Source organism: uncultured Microbulbifer sp., from assembly GCF_947489355.1.
Lineage (GTDB): Bacteria > Pseudomonadota > Gammaproteobacteria > Pseudomonadales > Cellvibrionaceae > Microbulbifer.
In genome coordinates, this window is the sequence record NZ_CANLDD010000011.1 from 58,410 (window position 1) to 77,834 (window position 19,425).

The 19,425-nt window shown below is 58.7% G+C and carries 19 protein-coding genes; 1 reads left to right on the forward strand and 18 read right to left on the reverse strand.

What is annotated here, in order from left to right; translation table 11 throughout:
* Window positions 1–26: 26 nt before the first annotated feature.
* The 6 genes from Q1A48_RS07155 to Q1A48_RS07180 form a co-directional block, all read right to left on the reverse strand.
* On the reverse strand, window positions 27–3,176 hold the full coding sequence (locus tag Q1A48_RS07155) for a CusA/CzcA family heavy metal efflux RND transporter (RefSeq protein WP_299942856.1): 3,150 nt from the start codon (window positions 3,174–3,176) through the stop codon (window positions 27–29).
* Window positions 3,177–3,189: 13 nt separating this feature from the next.
* Window positions 3,190–4,176 carry an HlyD family efflux transporter periplasmic adaptor subunit gene (locus Q1A48_RS07160; RefSeq protein WP_299942858.1) on the reverse strand — a complete coding sequence of 329 codons (987 nt, stop codon included), beginning with the start codon at window positions 4,174–4,176 and terminating at the stop codon, window positions 3,190–3,192.
* A 14-nt stretch (window positions 4,177–4,190) separates the two neighbouring features.
* Window positions 4,191–5,522: a TolC family protein gene (locus Q1A48_RS07165; protein ID WP_299942860.1), complete on the reverse strand. Its 1,332-nt coding sequence runs from the start codon at window positions 5,520–5,522 to the stop codon at window positions 4,191–4,193.
* A gap of 76 nt (window positions 5,523–5,598) precedes the next feature.
* Window positions 5,599–6,009: a hypothetical protein gene (locus Q1A48_RS07170; protein ID WP_299942862.1), complete on the reverse strand. Its 411-nt coding sequence runs from the start codon at window positions 6,007–6,009 to the stop codon at window positions 5,599–5,601.
* Between the two features lie 301 nt (window positions 6,010–6,310).
* Window positions 6,311–6,505, reverse strand: coding sequence for a zf-HC2 domain-containing protein (locus tag Q1A48_RS07175; protein WP_299942925.1), 195 nt, complete (start codon window positions 6,503–6,505; stop codon window positions 6,311–6,313).
* A gap of 5 nt (window positions 6,506–6,510) precedes the next feature.
* Window positions 6,511–7,131 carry an RNA polymerase factor sigma-70 gene (locus tag Q1A48_RS07180; RefSeq protein WP_299942863.1) on the reverse strand — a complete coding sequence of 207 codons (621 nt, stop codon included), beginning with the start codon at window positions 7,129–7,131 and terminating at the stop codon, window positions 6,511–6,513.
* Window positions 7,132–7,361: 230 nt separating this feature from the next.
* Here Q1A48_RS07180 and Q1A48_RS07185 point away from each other — a divergent pair, with 230 nt between their 5' ends.
* Window positions 7,362–8,408: a methyltransferase domain-containing protein gene (locus Q1A48_RS07185; RefSeq protein WP_299942864.1), complete on the forward strand. Its 1,047-nt coding sequence runs from the start codon at window positions 7,362–7,364 to the stop codon at window positions 8,406–8,408.
* A 122-nt stretch (window positions 8,409–8,530) separates the two neighbouring features.
* On the opposite strand, the gene Q1A48_RS07190 is transcribed toward Q1A48_RS07185, so the two are convergent.
* The 12 genes from Q1A48_RS07190 to gspF all read right to left on the reverse strand — a co-directional run bounded on the left by Q1A48_RS07190 (window position 8,531) and on the right by gspF (window position 19,425).
* Entirely contained in the window at window positions 8,531–9,526 is a 996-nt protein-coding gene (locus Q1A48_RS07190; protein WP_299942866.1) for a hydrolase, read from the reverse strand.
* A gap of 510 nt (window positions 9,527–10,036) precedes the next feature.
* Window positions 10,037–12,247 (reverse strand): hybrid sensor histidine kinase/response regulator, encoded by a 2,211-nt coding sequence (locus Q1A48_RS07195; protein WP_299942868.1) that lies wholly within the window; start codon window positions 12,245–12,247, stop codon window positions 10,037–10,039.
* A 46-nt stretch (window positions 12,248–12,293) separates the two neighbouring features.
* A complete protein-coding gene (locus tag Q1A48_RS07200) occupies window positions 12,294–12,497 on the reverse strand; it encodes a DUF2788 domain-containing protein (protein WP_299942870.1) in 204 nt (67 codons plus the stop codon).
* A 109-nt stretch (window positions 12,498–12,606) separates the two neighbouring features.
* Window positions 12,607–12,879 (reverse strand): acetyltransferase, encoded by a 273-nt coding sequence (locus Q1A48_RS07205; protein ID WP_299942872.1) that lies wholly within the window; start codon window positions 12,877–12,879, stop codon window positions 12,607–12,609.
* 214 nt (window positions 12,880–13,093) lie between these two features.
* Window positions 13,094–13,579 (reverse strand): type II secretion system protein M, encoded by a 486-nt coding sequence (locus Q1A48_RS07210; RefSeq protein WP_299942874.1) that lies wholly within the window; start codon window positions 13,577–13,579, stop codon window positions 13,094–13,096.
* A gap of 86 nt (window positions 13,580–13,665) precedes the next feature.
* Window positions 13,666–15,000: a type II secretion system protein GspL gene (gspL, locus tag Q1A48_RS07215; protein WP_299942876.1), complete on the reverse strand. Its 1,335-nt coding sequence runs from the start codon at window positions 14,998–15,000 to the stop codon at window positions 13,666–13,668.
* Window positions 15,001–15,026: 26 nt separating this feature from the next.
* On the reverse strand, window positions 15,027–16,031 hold the full coding sequence (gspK, locus tag Q1A48_RS07220) for a type II secretion system minor pseudopilin GspK (RefSeq protein WP_299942878.1): 1,005 nt from the start codon (window positions 16,029–16,031) through the stop codon (window positions 15,027–15,029).
* Between the two features lie 22 nt (window positions 16,032–16,053).
* Complete coding sequence (gene gspJ, locus Q1A48_RS07225) at window positions 16,054–16,749, reverse strand: type II secretion system minor pseudopilin GspJ (RefSeq protein ID WP_299942879.1); 696 nt, start codon at window positions 16,747–16,749, stop codon at window positions 16,054–16,056.
* A 5-nt stretch (window positions 16,750–16,754) separates the two neighbouring features.
* Window positions 16,755–17,138: a type II secretion system minor pseudopilin GspI gene (gene gspI, locus Q1A48_RS07230; protein WP_299942881.1), complete on the reverse strand. Its 384-nt coding sequence runs from the start codon at window positions 17,136–17,138 to the stop codon at window positions 16,755–16,757.
* On the reverse strand, window positions 17,128–17,718 hold the full coding sequence (gene gspH / locus Q1A48_RS07235; RefSeq protein ID WP_299942883.1) for a type II secretion system minor pseudopilin GspH: 591 nt from the start codon (window positions 17,716–17,718) through the stop codon (window positions 17,128–17,130). The genes gspI and gspH overlap by 11 nt, the downstream gene beginning before the upstream one ends.
* Before the next feature lie 21 nt (window positions 17,719–17,739).
* On the reverse strand, window positions 17,740–18,168 hold the full coding sequence (gspG, locus tag Q1A48_RS07240) for a type II secretion system major pseudopilin GspG (protein ID WP_299942885.1): 429 nt from the start codon (window positions 18,166–18,168) through the stop codon (window positions 17,740–17,742).
* A 39-nt stretch (window positions 18,169–18,207) separates the two neighbouring features.
* Entirely contained in the window at window positions 18,208–19,425 is a 1,218-nt protein-coding gene (gene gspF, locus Q1A48_RS07245) for a type II secretion system inner membrane protein GspF (RefSeq protein ID WP_299942887.1), read from the reverse strand.

A 19,425-nucleotide genomic window follows, 5' to 3' on the forward strand; every position in this document is an offset into this window, starting at 1 on the left:
GGTTGCCGGGTGAATCATAAAAGAATTTAGCCCGCAGCGGGTATGCCTTCCCGTTTGGCCGCCCTGTCGGAGTGGACAATTTGGTACAGCAGCGGCAAAACAAACAGTGTCAGCAGTGTCGAGGAGATAATTCCGCCGATCACCACCGTCGCCAGTGGTCGCTGCACCTCGGCGCCGGTGCCGGTATTGAGCGCCATGGGGACAAAGCCGAGGCTCGCCACCAATGCGGTCATGAGTACCGGACGCAGGCGGATCAATGCGCCATCAACAATGGCAGAATGCAGTGCCCCACCCGCCCGGCGCAGCTGGCGGATAAAGGACAGCATAACCAGGCCATTCAGCACCGCTACGCCGGAGAGGGCAATAAAGCCCACCCCTGCAGAGATAGACAGCGGCATTCCCCGCAACCACAGAGCCAGCACACCCCCGGTAAGTGCCAGGGGCACGCCAGTGAAAATAATCAGCGCATCCCTGAGTGTGCCAAAAGCCATCACCAGCAGGCCGAGAATCACCATTAGCGTCAAAGGTACAACGACCGAGAGGCGCTGGCTAGCGGATTCCAATTGCTCAAAAGTACCACCGTATACCAGCCAGTAGCCGGGTGGCAGAGGCACGTCGCGCTCGATCCGCGCGCGCGCTTCCTGCACAAAAGAACCGAGGTCCCGGTTGCGCACATTGGCGGTGACCACGACCCGGCGCTTGCCATTTTCCCGGCTGATCTGGTTGGGGGCCGGGGCCATCTCCAGCCTGGCCACTTCAGACAGGGGCACATAGGTGCCCAGTGGGCTGTCGGGGGGCAGGGGTACAGGGAGATCTCCCAGCTTTTCATAGTCGCGGCGCAGGTTCTCCGGCAGGCGCACCACCAGGGGGAAACGGCGATCGCCTTCGTAAATCAGACCGGCCTGCTCGCCGCCGATGGCAGTAGCCACCAGATCCTGCAGGGTTCGCAGGTCGATGCCGTAGCGTGCCAGCGCCAGCCGCTCGGGCACCACCGACAGTACCGGCAACCCTTCCACCTGTTCCATGCGGGCATCGGCCACCCCATCAATTCCGTTCAATACCCGCAGTATTGCATTGGAAGACGCCTCCAGTTGTTCCAGGTCATCGCCAAACACTTTGATCCCCAGGTCTGCGCGCACTCCGGAAATCAATTCATTAAAGCGCATCTGGATTGGTTGGGTAAATTCGTAGTTGTTACCCGGCAACTGCCGCACGGCCTGTTCGATATCCGCCACCAGTGCTTTCTGGGGCAGTTTCGGGTTGGGCCACTGGTCCCGCGGTTTCAGAATGACAAAATTATCGGCCACATTCGGCGGCATCGGGTCGGTTGCCACCTCCGGCGTACCGATTTTTGCAAAGACCTTGTCCACCTGGGGAAACGCCCCGATGCGCGCCTCCAGCAAGCGCTGCATTTCCACCGACTGCGCCAGTCCGGTACCGGGGATACGCAGGGCATGCAGGGCAATGTCGCCCTCATTGAGCTGCGGAATAAATTCAGACCCCAGGGTGGTTGCCAGCCAGCCGCAATACAGCACCAGTGTCACTGCCCCACCGAGCACCCACCAGCGCACCTTCAAGGCGGCCAGCAACAGCGGCCTGTAGAGGGATTTGGCGGCCACAATCACCCGGTTTTCCCGCGCACTGATCCTGCCGGTCAAAAACACCGCCACTGCGGCGGGCACCACCGTCAAGGAGAGCACCAGTGCGGCGAGCAGGGCCATCACCACCGTGGCCGCCATGGGGTGGAACATCTTGCCTTCCACCCCGGTGAGGCTGAACAGCGGTATGTAAACCACCGTGATAATCAGCACACCGAACAGACTCGGGCGAATCACTTCGTTGGTGGCCAGAAATACCAGCTCCAGGCGCTCCTTGAGCGGCAGCTTGCCGCCATTGCGGTGCTGGGCCTCCGCCAGGCGGCGAATGGCATTTTCCACAATAATCACCGCACCATCGACAATCAGGCCAAAATCCAGCGCTCCCAGACTCATCAGGTTGGCGGACACCCCCACCTGTACCATGCCGGTAATGGTGGCGAGCATGGACAGGGGAATGACCGCTGCGGTAATAACGGCGGCGCGGATATTACCCAATAACAGAAGCAGAACCCCAATCACCAGAAGCGCCCCTTCAACGAGGTTCTTGCGCACCGTGGAAATGGCTTTGTCCACCAGAGTGGTACGATCATAGACCGCCTCAACCCTGATACCCTCAGGCACGGTGGATTGCACCCGCTCGAGGGCTTGTGCCACATTGTGCGCGACCTCGCGGGAGTTCGCCCCCACCAGCATCATGGCCGTACCCAGCACGGTCTCGCGCCCATCGCGGGTGGCGGCGCCGATGCGCAGCTCCTTCCCAATCGCCACCTCCGCCACGTCGGAAATTTTGACCGGTACCCCGGCGCGACTGGTAATCACCACATCCTCGATATCCGCAATAGTGGCCAACTGCCCGGGAGAGCGGACCAGTAACTGGCGGCCGTTATTTTCCAGATAGCCGGCACCGCGATTCTCGTTGTTGCGCTCAAGCGCTGCGGCAATGTCCTGCATGGACACGGCAAAATTGAGCAGCTTGCGCGGATCGGGTGTGACATGGTACTGCTTGTTATAGCCGCCGATGGTATTCAATTCAGTGACACCGGGCACCAGTGAAAGCTGCGGTTTGATGATCCAGTCCTGGATTTCCCGCAATGCCGTAGTGTCGTAGGGCTGCCCGTTTGGCTGGGTGGCACCGGGCAGGGCTTCCACCGTGTAAGTGAAGATTTCCCCCAACCCGGTGGCAATGGGCCCCATCTTCGGCGCGAGACCCGGGGGGAGCGCACCCTCAATCGCGCCAAGGCGGCTGTCGATCAGGTTGCGGGCAAAGTAAAGATCGGTGCCCTCTTGAAAAATCACCGTCACCTGTGACAGACCGTAGCGCGACAGGGAGCGGGTATAGGCCAGGTTTGGCAGTCCGGACAGTGCGGTTTCCACCGGGTAGGTAATCCGCTGTTCCACTTCCAAAGGGGAGTAGCCCAGTGCCTCGGTATTGATCTGTACCTGGACATTGGTGATATCCGGCACCGCATCAATCGGCAGTTTCTGATAACTCCAAAGCCCCAGGCCCACCAGTACAAAAACCAGGGACAACACGAAGTAGCGCCGCTCAATAGAGAAGCGCAGGATGCTCTCAATCATCTCATGGCCTCACTCAATGGCTGTGCGCAGCACCGGATTTTTCAAAGTCCGCTTTGATCAAATAGCTGTTTTCTGTGACATAGCGCTCGCCCACAGTGAGGCCGCTGAGCACTTCCGTCACAGTGCCATCGCTGCGGCCCAGTGCCAGTGGGCGGACCTCATAGGTTTGCCCGACTTTGACAAACACCACCGTAGTTTCGCGCAGTGGTTGCAGCGCGCGGTTCTCCACCACCAGGGGAACCCGGTTTTCACTGGTCACCACCTGGCCCTGCACCATCAGATCCGTGGTCCACAGATTGTCCGGATTTTCAATCAGCGCGCGGGCTATGGCAAAAGGCTGGCCGTTGCCCCCGGGGGCGAGACTGATAATGGTGGAATCAAAAGTGCGCTCCCCTGCGCTGATGGACACCCTCTGCCCGCGGCTGATCTTGTCTCGGCGCCCGGGGAATACCCGCAGTTCCGCCCACAGCCGGCTGTAGTTGGCAATGGTAAACAGCACCCGCTCCCCACTGAACTCCCCGAGGCTGGCCTGTTTGTCGATAACCTGTCCGCGGATTGGCGCCACCAGGGGATAGACCTGCAGGCTGTCATTGGATTCAATGGCCGCGAGCTTTTGTCCTTTTTCCACCAGATCCCCAAGTCCTTTCTCGATGGCCACAAGCGTACCGGGATAGCGGGCGCGCACATGGCTGATACTGCGGTGGTCAATCGCGGTTTTACCGTACAGGGTGACACTTTCCCCAATGGTGCCGGGACCCGCTACGGCCGTCCTGATACCTGCTTTGTGCGCGGTTTTATCCGGGATCTGTATACGGCTTTCACGGAATTTATGCTCCCGGTGAGCCCGCTCGCCGCCGTGGGACACCTGTTCGCCAGGGTAGTTGTCGTGACGATTTTGCTCTGTTTCAGTGGTATGGGTCTGGCCCGCGACCGAGAGCCCCGGAAAGAGGAGCGGGAGTATCAATAGCACCCGCTGAATGATTTTCTTTGCTCTGCTCATTACTCAATCCAAAATTATTGACGGCTTTCCAAGCCCAGAGGCCCGAGCGGCCCGGCGGTCAGTTGTTCAATCTCGGCACCGAACAGCAGCACGGATCGCGCCGCCTCAATTCGGGCGCGCTCCGCACCGATTAACGCTTCCCGTGCGGCAATCAGATCCAAATAGGAATCCCGCCCGTGGCGATATGACCGCTCCACCTCTCCGAGTGCCTGGCGAAGGTTCGGGATAACGGAATCCTGCAGCGTGAATACTGTGTCGAGGGCCTGCTTTCGGTTGGAAACGGCGAGGTAAAGTTGCGGGTAGAGTTGCAACAGCGCGGCTTTTCGGCGCAGTGCCATAGCTTCCAGTTCCGCCGTGGCACTGATCAGGGCGCCCCGGTTGCGTTTGGCGGTAAATAGGGGCAGATTAAAACCCGCCAATGCGGTTGTCTCATCCACCGCCCTGTTGACCAGAACGCCGGCGTACCAGCCCAGGTCCGGGCTGGAGTTGGCCTGGACCAGGCGCAGTTGCGACGCCCGCAGGCGCTCTTCGGAAGCGAAGCGGGCAATTGCCGGGTTTTCCTGTGCACGGGCATAGAGTTCCTCAAAGCTGGCACCGGGTGCAAAGCGGTATAGCGCACGGGCATCCACATCGAATGCCTGCTCCGGTTGCCCCCAAAGTGCAGACAGCGCGTACTTGCGATAGACCAGCATGCTCTGCTCGGACTGCTCGGCCAGAACCGCTTTGGCCAGTGTGGATTCTGCGCGCATTCGCTCTGAAACAGGACTGGCCGCGGCAATCACCCGCTCACTGACCATTTTCAGTGTTTCCCGTGCCAACGAGACCTTCTCTTTGGCGAGCACTACCAACTCCTCGGCAGCGAGCACCTGCGTGTAGCGGCGGATCACTTCGCCGAGCAAATCCAGTGCCCTGGCCTGTTCTTCGGCAATCAGCACATCGAGTTGGGCGCTGACCACATCGACTCGCATCTGGCGCTTGCCGCCCAGCTCAATCACTGAAGACAACGCCACCACCAGCTCCAGCTCATTTGCGGCGGCGTCCTCAGGATCGGGCGCCTCATCCGGTTCATCACCGCCGAAATGCTTGCGTTCTGTCTCAAACCTGAAGTCGAAGGCAGGGCGCAAGGCCGCCGTTCGCGCGGCACCAGCCAGTTTCTTTCTCTGTAACGGGAATACCGCGAGTTGTGGGTTTTGCGCCAGCGTCCGCGCGATGGCATCCGGCAGTGTCAGCAACTCCCCCTTCTGCGCAACCACAGCCTCCGCAGGCAAGTACAAAATGGCCACCACGAGCGGCCAGGCGGCCCGGCGGCAGGTCACGCCCGCAAAGAGCCTGTGGAAAAAATCCATGAATATCTCCCAAGTCACATCCCGGTTGGCGCGAGCGGGCCTTTCGACGCTCTGTTCCCGCGCAGCAATACAGCAATCAGACTTGGGTTATAGGTGGGCGCAGAAGGGGCGCAAAGTAACCACTGGGTACAGCGACGTGTGCTAACTCGCGATAAATAATGCCGCCCCGGCGTATTGGTAGAAAGGATTGCCCCAGCAGCCCGGTAAAAGAGCTTCCGTGGCAGTGGCAACAATGATTACAGAAATCCAGAAGAGGCGCTGAGAGATCGGGCTCGCCGGCGGCAGACATGCCCTCTAATTCGGCATGGGTGTAGGCACTGCCCGGTTGATCCGCCGGGGACTCACCAGGCCCATCCACCGGGTCCAGATGGTGCAGGGAAAAATGACCGGAAACAGCCTGCAAGGCTTCGTGACTGTCATACAAAGCACCCGCCGTCTGCAAAACCAGAAGCGCAACCAGCAAAAATGACCATCGGACAACGCACATAGCAGCAGATCATAAGACTCTTACGCTGGACTCTAGCAAACAAGTCCGGTCAGCTCAAACAGATCCACCATCAGCCAATGGGCTCAACAGGTAAATGCCGGGCCGGTCATCATCAATCCCACAGCCTTATCCGCCTCCCGGTCCTTTGCCGCCACCTTTCACGAATCAATTGACTACCGTTTGGCTCCTCTTTTAGAGCTTCGCGCTCACGGTGATTCAAAGACCAGTAACCGCCGCAGGGCAGAGGCCGCTGCTGTCGGTAGCGCTACCAATTTTCTGATCATGCCCCTGAGCGGGCAGACTACTTTTTGGTGTCCTCAGGCCCGCCTTCCACATAGGATTTACTGATTCGGCGCAGTATTTTCAGCTGTTTGCCAAAGTTCCGGCATGGCGTGCACATCGCCAGATGAAACCTGAGCCTGGCCTGCTCACGCACATTCAGGCTGCGCTCCTGGGATTCGGACATCAGCCGTGTGGCTTCCCGACACGATTTCATCAAACTCAACCCTCCACGCCAAACCAGTTATCTTCAAGACATTCGCGCAAACGCAATCGTGCGCGATGGAGTGTCACATTCAGGTTGCTCACAGAAATTTCTGCCGAGGCACAGATTTCGTGGCTCTCCAGTTCTATGAACTCCCGCATCATAAAAAGCTGCGCCTGGCGTGCGGGAAGATGGCTGAGACAGGCTTCAAAGATCCTCCAGAAATGCTTGTCATAAATTGCCGACTCGGGATCGACCCACTTCTTCGGGCGCTCACTCTTTTGCCAGTGGTCGCTCTGGTCAAACAGCTCATCGTGATTGTGCGCTTCCCTATCCTTTCGCACGAGCTGGTCTGCATCGACAAAGCGCCGGCGCTGCCGCAAGATATCCGCAATCTTGTTCTTAAGGATTGCAAATACCCAGGTCTTCAGTGCCGAACAGCCGCTAAAGCTACGGGAGTTCTTCAAGGCCCCCATCAAAGCCTCCTGCACGGCGTCTTCCGAAAGTTGGGCGTCTTGCAGTTGCAAGCGGGCAAATCGCAGCATCTGCTGGCGTAAATCCACAAGAAACTGTGAATTTTGCAGAGATGCTTGCGCACTTGATCCAGGAGAGGCGTCAGGGGTAAGGTGATCGCTCAATTACGTTCCCTCATAATCTCAATGCAGAAACTGAGGATAGTAACCAAAAAACCAGAATTATCTAATAAACAGCCTCAACTGGCATCAAAAGGCAATTTTTCCCTTTTGCCAGGCACAATTACTTAGTCGTGAAAACACTGCGCTTGTTACAGGCGCCAGGCAAGGGCAAAAAGACACGCATCGGGGCGCACTGTTGTCCCATAAAAATCACCCCGACAGAGGTATGATCAATGCACGAAATTGTACAGGAATACTACGGACGCCAACTGAAAGGCACCTCGGACCTGAAAACCGATGCCTGCTGCGATGCCAGTGCAGTACCCGCCTGGCTCAAGCCATTGCTGGCAAACATCCACCCGGAGGTTCTGTCGCGCTACTACGGTTGTGGGCTCGTGTGCCCACCATTGCTGGAGGGCTGCCGGGTGCTGGATCTCGGCTGTGGTTCCGGCCGCGATGTCTACCTGCTGTCGCAATTGGTGGGCGCTTCCGGGGAAGTGGTTGGCGTAGACATGACCGATGAACAACTGGACGTAGCCCAGCGCTATTGTGCGCACCACGCCGAGACATTCGGTTACCGCAACGTCACTTTCCTGCACGGCTACATCGAACAGCTGGCGGATCTCGACTTGTCCCCCGGCAGTTTCGACGTCATCGTATCCAATTGCGTCGTGAATCTGTCTACCGACAAAGGCGCTGTGCTACGCGGTTTGCACCGGTTGCTGAAGGAAGGGGGCGAATTTTATTTCTCCGACGTCTATGCAGACCGGCGGGTACCAAGCACCCTGCGCTCGGACCCGGAACTTTTTGGTGAGTGCCTGGGCGGCGCCCTCTATTGGAATGACTTCCTGGCCCTGGCGCAGGACAGCGGCTTCCGAGATAGCCGACTGGTGGGGAGCCGCCCACTGGAGGTCACCAACCCTACCCTCTCCGAGCGCTGCGGCTCTGTGGGTTTTTATTCCGCCACCTACCGCCTGTTTAAGCTCGAACAGCTTGAGAAGGACTGCGAGGACTACGGCCAGGCGGTGGTCTACAAGGGCACTATCGCCGGCAGCCCGGACAAATTCACCCTCGACGGGCACCATACCATCGAGAAAGGCCGGGTTTTTCCCGTGTGCGGCAATACCTGGAGAATGCTGGCCGGAACGCGACTGGCCCCGCACTTTGACTTTATCGGCGACTTTTCCCAACACTTTGGGCTCTTCCCTGGGTGCGGCCGCGAAATACCATTTGGCAACGGAGGAAATCAGGATTCCGAGTCAGGGGGCCAATGCTGCTGAGGCGCTGCCAGGCATACCCCGCGAAGCTACAACCATCTGCGAAAATCAGGATTGGCACGGATCGGCGGCTTTTTTGATTAAGCCGCCGATCAGAAGCTTTGCCGGGGGACATCCTGCAGCCATCAACCCAATCTTAAAAAGTGATCCCCCTCGATCACCGAACAGAGAAAGCGAGGGATCGTCTCCTCAAGCCAATAGGTTGGGTACCAAAGACTACCACTGACAAAACCCACATGCCCCCCCTGCTGCGACACCTCAAGCTGCACTGCCGAACTGACCTCCTGCCCGGTGGGAATGGCCGAGGGGCAGACAAAGGGATCATCAATTGCGTTGATGATCAGTGTCGGTACGCGAATATCTTTTAACAGGGGCTTGCTGGAGGCCTGGGTATAGTAGTCATCCACATTGCGGAACCCGTGCAGGGGTGCGGTAAACGCATGATCAAAACACCGGAAATTGACGAAACTGCCCCCGTCATTCACATTCGGCAGGACCGCTGCCATACCTGGGTCCGCCGCCTTCTGCCTGAGTGTCATGCGCAGACAGCCCAGCAGATGGCGCTGGTACAATTTCGACAACCCGGTATTGATACGGCGACTGCAGGCGTGCAGGTCCATCGGCGAAGACACCGCAACCGCAGCTACAATTGTGCTGCAGGCTCCATCCTCCCCCAGCATCTTGAGCAATACATTGCCCCCTAGGGAATAGCCGACAACCATAATGGGCGTCGAGGGAAACGCTTTTTGCAATTGGCCAACCAACCAGCGCGGGTCTTCGCTGTCTCCGCTGTGGTAAGCCCGGGGCAAACGGTTGGGAATTCCACCACAGCCTCGGAAATGCATCACCGCAACCTGGAACTGACGTTTCAGCAGAGATGCCATCAACCCCTGGACATAGGACGACCTAACAGACCCTTCCAATCCGTGCAGCACCAATACCAATGGGGAGGCGGGGTTATCTTCCAGAGGGCGGGGAGCATGCAGTGCAAGGCAATCGCCGTCGGGGGTTTCATACCATCGACAGTCAGTGCCTATCCAGGGGGAGGGACGGTGGAAGCGGCCAAAAACCGTTTGCACATGACAATTGCCGAGGCCAGTGGCGGGTGAGAACTTCTCCATCATTTATCCGGCCCAGCTGACACTGTGGGTCCCCCGCATGCCCTTCAGGTGACGCCAGCAGTGGCGAATCCAGAAACCTGTCGCACAGATGCGGATTGAGACACCGACCCATAACGCAAACTGACCAAGCAGAACAGATTTCGCATCTATACGGGCACTCCGATTGTCCCCCCAAACCATATACGAACCCATTCAGTATATAACCCACGCCCCCGGCTGCCGCAGAGTAACCTGCAGCCGGATTGATATACCCGGCCACTATCACAGCGGGCACCAGGTACAGTGACGCCGATTCCCGATTCCCGATTCCCGATTCCCGATTCCCGATTCCCGATTCCCGATTCCCGATTCCCGATTCCCGATTCTGACGCAACTGCAGGAACTGTGTGGTTTTCAAGGTTCTGTACGGGCCTATGGCCGGCGCGGCTAAGATCCTTTGCTCCAAATCCGGCAGCCCGCTTGCATTTGGGCCAGCGTCAATCGCTCCCGTCAGGCCGGTAAGGCCAGGCCCTAGGCACTGCCGAGCCAGCGCGCCAGCGTTTCCCTCAGCAGATCCTTGTTGAGGGGTTTGGTCAGGTAATCATCCATTCCAGCCAGCAGGCAACGGCCTTCAAACTGCTCTTCCGTGGTACTGGTAAGTGCGACGATGGGCAGGCGATCGCCCGGCCTGTGTTCAGACTCCCAGCGCCGGAGCACCTCGATGATCTCCGCACTGTGGTCCGTATTCTGCTGACAGTCCACCAATACCAGGTCGTAGCGGCCATCGGAGAGCCGTATCAGCGCCTCTTCGACATTGGCGGCGACATCCACTTCATAGCCCAGCACCTGCAGCATGTCTTCTGTCACCCACTGGTGTGGGCGAGACTCCTCCACCAGCAGCAGGGAAAACTGGCGCGGTTGATCGGCACCACCGGCTAATACGCGATGGCGGGTCCTTTTTGCACCACCGAACAGACCCGCTACCACGGCGTCGTGTAGCTCCTTGTGGGTGGCAGGGCGGCCCAGGCTCTGGGCAGGCGGCAGCACCGCTTGCAGGCGGGCAAACGCCGCCTTCTGGCCAAAGCCCATCAGGCAAACCAAAGGGCATGCCTTTCCCTCCGATTGGGCCTTTGTGAAGAAACGGGTCAGTGAATCCAACAGGTGAGTGTCTCCCATGGCAGGCGCCAAAACGACCAGCCGGTTGCGCTCAATAGCCTGATCCAGCAGCTGGTATAAATCATTTTCACAGCCGGAACACCAGCGCCAGGATTCCACTTCCATGCCGAAGGAGCAGAGTATCTGTGCCAGACCAATGATAAAGAGCCCTTTCTGGTGAAGCAGCAATGCTTCACCATCCTGCAAACGCCGGTCCGGCGTGAGGTAAGTCCGCTGGTTTGGCTCCACGATAAATTTGATCACCACCTGATAGCGGTTGCCATCCGGGGTAGAATTTAGCTGCAGACAGCCGCCCATGGCCTCGGCCAGGCCTTTGGCAATCGACAGGCCCAGGCCGGTGGTCACCTGGGTGGTGTCCACACGGGAAAATGCACCGAACAGTTCGCTCTCGTCGGGGAGAATCTCACCCTGCCCATCGTCCATCAGGGAAATGTTCAATTGCCCTTCAGTCGCGGTGACCGGGGTGAAACTCACTTCACCCCAGAGTTCGCCACGCTGGGCGATACCGGTAGCGGAATCCACCAGGTTGCGGATCAACTGGGCGGTTTTGCGGTTATCCCCGGTCACCACCACAGGCAGATTGTCATCGATCTGGAAGTTGAACTCCAGATTGTGGCCGTGGGCGGCGCGGGCGGCAAACTTGAAGGACTTCTCAAGGGTTTTGACCAGATTAAACGGCCCCTCGCGCAGGCGGATATGCTTGCGCGCCACACGCGTGAACAAACCCACATTGTCCACCAGCTTGAGCTGCTGGGTGCCGGCGCTCTTGGCCAGTTTCACCCACTCCCGCTGGCGTTCGTTCAAGGGTTCCGCCTCCAGCAGTGCCAACGCCCCCAGGGCTTCCGATAACTGGCTGCGAAACTCCTGGCCGATATTGGCGATAAACTCGTTGGTCAGCTCCACCGCCGCCTCGGAGTGCGTGCGTGCCACGGCGAGTTTGCTGGCACGCTGCTGCAGTTCCTGCATGGCGGACAGCCCCTCCCAATAGTATTTCGATTGGCCGCGCGCCTGGTGTGCGGAAAGCCAGATAAAGGTGAGTGTGAGGGCGCCGTAAATGGTGCCGAGGAATAATCCAGAAATAAGCGCCACTATTGAGGCGGGCAACAGGGCGCCTGCGATAACCCAGGTGAAGACACGGTGGTAGGGAGAGAAAACCGGGAACACACTGGAGAAAAGGATAACGGTGTAAAGCCAAAGAAAGTGTGTTTCAGGCGCAAACCCCATCAGGTACACATAGCAAACCAGTATCAGTCCCCACCAGCCGGTCGCAAGAATGGTGAGAACGAAGTAGCGGTTGCGCCAGCGGCTCGGCCCGGCACTGTATAAGCGGTCGAAACCGAATACAAACCAACCCCGCACTGCCGTCAACACCACCAGGACAATTCCAAGGAACAACAGCAACTGGGGGTGCTCCAGGCGCATATCGCCGATCATGGCAGCGATCACAAAAGCGCACAGTGTCAGGATGATGCCCCGCCGGCTGTACTTGGCAATACGCACGTCGGTGGCTCGGCAGAGACGCCGGTCTTTTTGCACCTTGAGTTCAGGGCGATCAATTAAAGGCATTGCAACCTTCCCCGGGACGCTGTGTATACCGTGGCATAGCAGTCACTTAACCTATTCCGAGTACTTCGACCAGTACCGTTTTTATAATAAATCCGAGCAGTCCAAGGCCCAGCGCCAAAAACAGAATAAAGGTCCCAAACCTGCCCGCCTTGGAGTCCTTGGCCAGGCTCCAGACGATAAACGTCATAAACAGGATGAGCGCACCTATCCCCAACCAGAGAGCATAGTGTTCGAACTGCTCAAATGTCATGGGGATATCCGCTTAAAAAAGTGGCGCGCATTGTACAGTGCTTGAAAACAACTGGTAAGGCTTTTCAAAATACAGTTGACCAACGCAGTCACAACCTATGACCAACAGTTCACATCTCGCGATGGCAGTCGCCCTCCTCCTGGGCCTCTGTACCGCAGCGCAGGCGGCGAACTTCCTTCTCTCGGTAGCGGCTGTCGTGCCAACACCTGGGCAGGGGCTCACCGGACAGAAAGCACAGCTCTGTCTTGTCGAATACCTCAGGGTCCTGCACCTCCTCACCCCAGAGATAGCGGCCAACCACCGTCAGTTCATAGGGGTTTGAAAGCGTTACAACATCGGCCACCTCTACCAAATGCCTGGTGGTTACATCTTTGAACAGCATAGTGGCACCTTTTTCCACTTTCTGATTTCAGTATAGGGTTTCGGGTGACAATTTCGGATAAATGTGCCGGTATCCTCTGGCGTAAGGGCGCTGTCCATCGCGCCTTCCTGTAGAAACCAGCGCGTGACTCTCTGGTAAAAAAGCGATGTATAGGAACGGAGGCGTGTGGGAACCCGCCCCCGAGGGGCAACGGGTGGTGCTAAAAAGGCCGCGATCAGCCTTCGATAGTCAGGCGCGCAGAGACCATGCCCTGCTCGGGAAGGGCGTCCAGGTTGATGGTGCGCACGGCGAGCTGCGCCTGTATCAGCTGATTCAGCCAGGGCTGTAGGTCCTGGTAGCGGACCTCCTCGATCCACAGGCGGATGCGGTTGTCTCCTTCCGGTTCGAAACGCTTGATGGCGACCTGGTGCTGTTTGGCGGCGCCTGTCACCCGTTGCAGCAGGGTGCCGGATGCCTTGGCGCCGGCGTTGGCAGGCGTGATGCGCCCCAGTACCGGGCGCTGGGATTGCATCCATTGGACCAGCTCGCGGGATTCCTGCGCGCGGGTGTGGGCCTCATCGAAGAAAGTCTTGGCCGGCACGAACAGACCGTAGACGATAAACAATCCACCGGCAACAAAGCCGAGAATGCTTAAAGCGCGCTGGTCACTGGGGGACAATTCCCGCCATTTCTGCCGCCACTGTTCGATCTGTTCTTTCATTTTGCACTACTACCAAACATTTTCTGCATTGGGCAAGTTGCCCGCTTACCCACCCGGCAGCCAACATTTGCCGGATACATTAAAGATCAACGCAAACGCACGCGACCGGATACCCCATCTTTCAGTTCATTGGCCCCGAGCAAATCGGCGCGCAGGCCGTTGCCGGACAAACTGCTGACAAAGGCATCCAAATCCGACAGGGTGGACGCCTGCAGTTGCAGTACCATCTCACCGCGCTGTCCGTCAAAACGCAGAGACTGTATCTTAAGTTCTTTACCCCTGTGCTCGGTCCACACCCCACTCAGTTGCTGCATCTGTGTGGAAAAGGCACCGCCCTGGCTGCCGGCATTCTTGAGCAGGCCCTCGAGTTGTCGGCGCAACTGCGCCGAAGGGCGCGTATTGGGGAACAATTCCGCAAACAGGGCACGGGCTTGGCTTTCCGCCTGCTCGGCCTGCCACTGATAGTAGGCCCCGGCACCCACAAAGAAGAGCAGTTGGGCAGCAAAGCAGAAAGCGGCCACCTTGGCCGGTTTCAGCCACCAGACGCGCTCCGCATCACCGCCCGACAGTTGGTAATCCCCGCTCAGAAGATTGCCGAGTTTGCCAGGCATAAAACGCTGCAGAAAAACCGTTTCCGGCGCTGTTTGGTTGCACTGTAAACGGTCACCGAAGAGCGATTCCAGCTCGGCCACAATAAGGCCGTCGCCCTCCCCCGCGCCCAGCAGCACCAGGCTTTTCTCCCCCGGCTCCCCGGTGGTCTCCCCCTGCGTGTGCTCCGGGGCACTGTCGTCCAGAATAGAGCCGAGCAGTGGTTGCAGGTATTCGCGACGGAACGTCAGCCCCTGGCCGCTGTGCTGCCAGAGATGGGCCTGTTCATGCTCGAGCCACAGGACCAGGTCATCTCCGAGCAGATCCAGCACCTGATATTCCGCCACGGCCGCCACCAGAGGCCATTTCAGTCGCTCCACCTGCGTGTGCAGCGCAGCTATTTTATTTCTGGCAACCGCAGAGATACCGCACTGGTCGCCCTCCCTGGGGGCACAGGTAAAGTGCAGATTTTCGACGTCCTCGGCCAGGCACTCCTCCACCATATAGCCGATCGCATTGGCCTGGCGCCGCGCGGCTTTGGGTATCGTCTCAACACCACTCCAGACCCAGTTTCCAGGCAACAGCAGTAGCGCCTTGGTGCCCTCGGGAAAACTCGGCGGCGCCATCGTTTCCGGGGTGTCTGTGGCCTCATATCCGGGGTTGAACGCTGAAATAAAGGCATCATCAAGCGCCACCTGCTCCCAGGAAGCGTCTTTCCATTGAAACAGTTTCAGGCTGTTGTTCGCGCCCTCGGTGAGCCGCAGCAAGACCAGGGAGGGTGCTGGCGGGGAGGCAGGCATGCCGATTTCATTCAGGCTTTTCTTTTTAAACATACGATTTTATGGGCTATCCACTCTCTTCACTCTCGGGTGTCGTCGCCGTCGAGAAGCTCCTGCATCATTGCTAAGGAAAAAGTCCGGCGCTGGCGTTGGAGCACTTTGGCCTTTCCATCGGAGTCATCCAGCCACAGGGCCGTCTCCCAATACTGACGGTAATCGCCCGTATCTCCCAGTTGGACAGCAATACGGGCGATAAAGTACTTGCTGTGAAAGGCAAAATAGGTCGTTTTGCTGATATTGAGATCAGCCAGATCCCCGGAATCGTGCAGTATGCCGTCGGATTCACGCAACTGTTCCAGCTTGGCCATATCCACCGCTGGGTCTACCGCTTCAATCAATTCCCGGGTGGCCAGGTTGATATTAATCTTAGTGTCACTTTCCGGCAGTGCGCAGAGGAAGGGGGCCAGTTTCTGCCAGTCCTCCGCTTCCATCCCCTGCACCGAAGACAGCTCGGATATATCACTGATCAAGGTATCCGGGGTGCGGTGGGCCATTTCCCGTCCGAGGTAGCCATCATCCTCGGTGGCCGTGGAACGGGGCGTGTCCCCAGTGTCAACCCAGTCGGCGATGGCCCCGGCCAAATCCGATTTGCCAGTGACATTGCGTACCAGCTGCAGGAGGATTTTAAACTCAGCTGAATTGGGGTCTCTGCCGTCGTGCAGAGTATTGACATTGAAACATGAATTCAAGTCTTTGATATTGATACGGATTTTCCCATTATCGGGATTGAACTGCAGGGCCGGTGCGGCCCAGGCCTCCAGCGCATGGTCGGCGGAATCCGCCGCCGCTTTATCCTCTTCGAAATCCTTTTCCAGGGCGACTCTGGCCCAGGCCTCGGCACCCCCGACAAACTCCGCCAGTTGGGTGTTGGCAAGCAACGCACCACTGCGGGTGATGGCAATCTGGTCGCGAATGATGGCATGGGTGACCGCAGCAATGGCGATCACCATCACCAGCAGCACCGTGATCAGGGCAACACCCCGCTGGTGGCCAAAAGCACGCACTGGGTTAACTCCTTTTTTCACTACCGCCGCCCCCTGGACCACTTCACTGGCGACCATCCGGTGGAGAATCGGCACTGACCGTAGACAGGGGGAAGATTCTGCGGATTTCACCATGCTGACGGGTGAGCAACACAAACTCTATGGCCTTTGGCAGGCGGGCATCGGGGGGGTCGGGGCCATCCACCGGCGGCCACTGGGTAACCCAGGCATCGCTGGCGGGATCGAAATAGCGCAGAGACAGGCTCTCCACCCCCATCATCAGGGGCTCCACCAGCGGCTCCGAATCCGGGGCCCTGTCCAACACCTGCCAGCGGCTGCGCAGCAGCAGGGCACCCGGGTCCTCTTCTTCCGTAAAGGAACTGCGTTCATCGGCTTCCAGGTAGCCAATGCTGTAGGCGAGGCGCTGTAATTCACCCCGTGGCTCCGCGGTGAGGTTCGCCGCACCCAGCCGGGTAAACTCGAACTCATCCTCATCCCCACGCAGCGCCGGTTCATAGCCGCTATAGGCATTTTTGACCGGTCTTGCGGTCAGCTGACGCAGGTCGTCCTCGAGGCGATACAGGGCCATGGAGAACCGGCGCAGGGTTTCCGCACGCTGCTCAACCAGCCGGTCGGTACTGTTAAAAATATCCAGCAGTGCAAAGGAGCCGACACTGATAATGGCCACCAGCACCAACACCACGAGCACCTCGACCAGGGTAAAGCCGGACTGGCCTTTGCATAAAGGGGGGGGCGTCATACCAGCTACTCCCTTGCCGCCCAGGCATCCAGGGTGAGGGTCGGGTTTTCCGCATCGGGATGGCGCACCTGGATAATGATATGGCGCAGGCGCACTTCGTTGGTATCCTCCACCCGTGCAGCTACCGCCCACTCGCGCAGGGCAAAAGTGACCTCTTCTGTCTGCTCGCCCACCGGGGGCCAAGGGGTTTGTAAGCGCATCTGGGAAAGCACCTGTTGCGCCACCCAGTTGGCGGCGAGCCGCTCTTCCATCACGCGCTGCTGGCGCACGCTGCGCTGCGTCGCCTGCAGCACGCTGGCGGCGATGACACCGAAGATCACCAGTGCAACCAGCACTTCAACCAGGGTAAAGCCACCCTGGGGCGCACAATGCCTGCGGTTAAAATGCATCGGCCTGCCACTCCAGCTGCAAGCCGTACAGGCTACTGTAGGAAATCGTGGCCCCCCGGGCAAAGTCGCCGTCCTCCACCAGGTACACCGCAAGCTCCACCGGCAGGACCTCCCCACTGGAAAGGGCCACAAATTGGGGCCTCGCGTCCACTGCTTCGTCACTCTCCTCCTCGGCAAACTCCGTCGACTCCGCTACGGGGAGTTCCGCCTCGGCAATCACTTCCAGGCGCACATTGGGGGGGAATTCATGCATCATAAAGCGCGTTGCGCGGGCACCGGCCAGGGCGGCGTCCGGGTCCTGCCAGGCCATTGTGGCGGGATCAAAACGCACCACGCGGTAGGACTCGGCCTTGAGGACCACGCCGTAATGGACCTTGTCGATCAAGGCGCGATCCGCGACCAGTTGCAGCAGTGCGGAAAGACGCTGGACCTCGCCGGTCCAGACCCGCGCGCCGGAACTCCCCAGGGAGAGAATGGCCATCCCCGCCAATGTGGCAATGATGACAATCACTACCAATATCTCCACCAGGGTAAACCCACGGCTGTGAGCGGGTCTTTTTCGACTTTGTCTTCTGTGCATGCGGCGCTGCCTGACCTTGGCCTACAGGTCGGCGACGAAGATGTCGGCGGCTTCGCCCTCACCACCGGGCTTGCCATCAGAGCCCAGGCTGAAGAGGTCAAAGGCACCGGCACTGCCGGGACTGAGGTACTGATATTCATTGCCCCAGGGGTCTTTGGGCGCTTTTTTCAGGTAGGGTTCGGTCCAGTTCTTGACTTCCGGAAAGCCGGACGGGCGGGCAACCAACGCCTCCAGCCCCTGGTCGGAGCTTGGATATACGAAATTATCCATGCGGTACATGTCCAGTGCCGTTTCGATTGCGCGCAGGTCCACCCGGGCCGCCTTCATGCGGGCCTCACCGGTTCTGCTGAGCACATTGGGTACCACCAGGGCACCGAGAATGCCGAGGATCACGATGACCACCATGATCTCGATCAGGGTAAAACCGCTGCTTCTACGTACACTTTTCATTTTCTTCTCCTCATCACCCGGGTTCAGGGTGGCCCGTGGTTAAACAACCAGTTCATTCATGCTTAAAATCGGCATCATAATGGCCATTACGATAAACAGTACGATAGCGGCCATCACCAGTAACATAATCGGTTCGAACAGGCTCACAAAAGCGGTTACCGCCCCCTGCAAATCCTGTTCCTGGGATTGAGCCGCACGGTGCAGCATCTCGTCCAGGGTACCGGATGACTCTCCGCTGGCAATCATATAGATCATCATTGGCGGAAAATATCCGATATCCTCCAGGGCCCGCCGCAGACTGCCGCCCTCACGTACCGACTTTTGTGCGGCCTGCAAACGCTCCTTGAGAAAATCATTGCTCATCACGCCGCCGGCAATCCCCATCGCCTGCACCAAAGGCACACTGCTGCCGGTAAGGATCGCCAGGGTGCCCACATAGCGGGCACTCTGACCGCCACGCACGATCCAGCCGATCAGGGGCAATTCCAGCAGGCGGTGATGAAATCGATATCGCACTGCCGGGCGGCGCAACATCAGGATAATCCCGGCGACGACCACCCCCAGTGCAGGCGGCACCAGCCAGCCCCAGGCGGAGATAAAATCGCTCAGACCGACCAGGATGCGGGTTGCGAGCGGCAGCACCTGGCCGGTCCCGGTAAATACCTCGATCACGTCCGGCACCACATACACCATCAGACCGGTCACCACCAGAACACAGATAAATACCAGCACCACCGGGTAGATCAGCGCCAACTGCACCTTCTGGCGAAACTGCTGCTGCCCTTCGGTATAGTCACCGAGGCGCTCAAGGACGGTATCCAGGTGCCCCGAGTGCTCACCGGCCTCCACCGTGGCGCGGTAGAGCTGGGGAAAAGCCCGGGGAAAGCTGCCCAGTGCCTGGGCAAAGCTGTGCCCTTCCAGCACCTTGCCACGCACCGCCAACACCACCCGGCGAATCTTCTGGTTGCGGCTCTGGTTGGCGATGGCCCCCAATGTCTCTTCCAAGGGGATTCCCGCGCGCAGCAGGGTGGCAATCTGGCGGGTCAGCAGGGCCAGGTTTTTGATACTGAGGCCGGGACTGGCGGACAAAAAGTTGCCGGCTCCCTTTTCAGCCCGCTCAGTGGCGGGAGCCACCTCCAGGGGCACCATGCCCTTCGCGCGCAACTGCTGGCGCGCAGCACGGGCACTGTCCGCTTCCAGGGTACCACGGCTCTTGCGGCCGGAAGCCGCGAGGGCGGTGTATTCAAACGCGGCCAC

What these genes read in the sequence shown, in the direction of transcription:
- Q1A48_RS07155 (WP_299942856.1), bottom strand. Translation starts at nt 3,176, where the DNA reads ATGATTGAGAGCATCCTGCGCTTCTCTATTGAGCGGCGCTACTTCGTG.
- Q1A48_RS07160 (WP_299942858.1), bottom strand. Translation starts at nt 4,176, where the DNA reads ATGAGCAGAGCAAAGAAAATCATTCAGCGGGTGCTATTGATACTCCCG.
- Q1A48_RS07165 (WP_299942860.1), bottom strand. Translation starts at nt 5,522, where the DNA reads ATGGATTTTTTCCACAGGCTCTTTGCGGGCGTGACCTGCCGCCGGGCC.
- Q1A48_RS07170 (WP_299942862.1), bottom strand. Translation starts at nt 6,009, where the DNA reads ATGTGCGTTGTCCGATGGTCATTTTTGCTGGTTGCGCTTCTGGTTTTG.
- Q1A48_RS07175 (WP_299942925.1), bottom strand. Translation starts at nt 6,505, where the DNA reads ATGAAATCGTGTCGGGAAGCCACACGGCTGATGTCCGAATCCCAGGAG.
- Q1A48_RS07185 (WP_299942864.1), top strand. Translation starts at nt 7,362, where the DNA reads ATGCACGAAATTGTACAGGAATACTACGGACGCCAACTGAAAGGCACC.
- Q1A48_RS07190 (WP_299942866.1), bottom strand. Translation starts at nt 9,526, where the DNA reads ATGGAGAAGTTCTCACCCGCCACTGGCCTCGGCAATTGTCATGTGCAA.
- Q1A48_RS07195 (WP_299942868.1), bottom strand. Translation starts at nt 12,247, where the DNA reads ATGCCTTTAATTGATCGCCCTGAACTCAAGGTGCAAAAAGACCGGCGT.
- Q1A48_RS07200 (WP_299942870.1), bottom strand. Translation starts at nt 12,497, where the DNA reads ATGACATTTGAGCAGTTCGAACACTATGCTCTCTGGTTGGGGATAGGT.
- Q1A48_RS07205 (WP_299942872.1), bottom strand. Translation starts at nt 12,879, where the DNA reads ATGCTGTTCAAAGATGTAACCACCAGGCATTTGGTAGAGGTGGCCGAT.
- Q1A48_RS07210 (WP_299942874.1), bottom strand. Translation starts at nt 13,579, where the DNA reads ATGAAAGAACAGATCGAACAGTGGCGGCAGAAATGGCGGGAATTGTCC.
- gspL (WP_299942876.1), bottom strand. Translation starts at nt 15,000, where the DNA reads ATGTTTAAAAAGAAAAGCCTGAATGAAATCGGCATGCCTGCCTCCCCG.
- gspJ (WP_299942879.1), bottom strand. Translation starts at nt 16,749, where the DNA reads ATGACGCCCCCCCCTTTATGCAAAGGCCAGTCCGGCTTTACCCTGGTC.
- gspI (WP_299942881.1), bottom strand. Translation starts at nt 17,138, where the DNA reads ATGCATTTTAACCGCAGGCATTGTGCGCCCCAGGGTGGCTTTACCCTG.
- gspH (WP_299942883.1), bottom strand. Translation starts at nt 17,718, where the DNA reads ATGCACAGAAGACAAAGTCGAAAAAGACCCGCTCACAGCCGTGGGTTT.
- gspG (WP_299942885.1), bottom strand. Translation starts at nt 18,168, where the DNA reads ATGAAAAGTGTACGTAGAAGCAGCGGTTTTACCCTGATCGAGATCATG.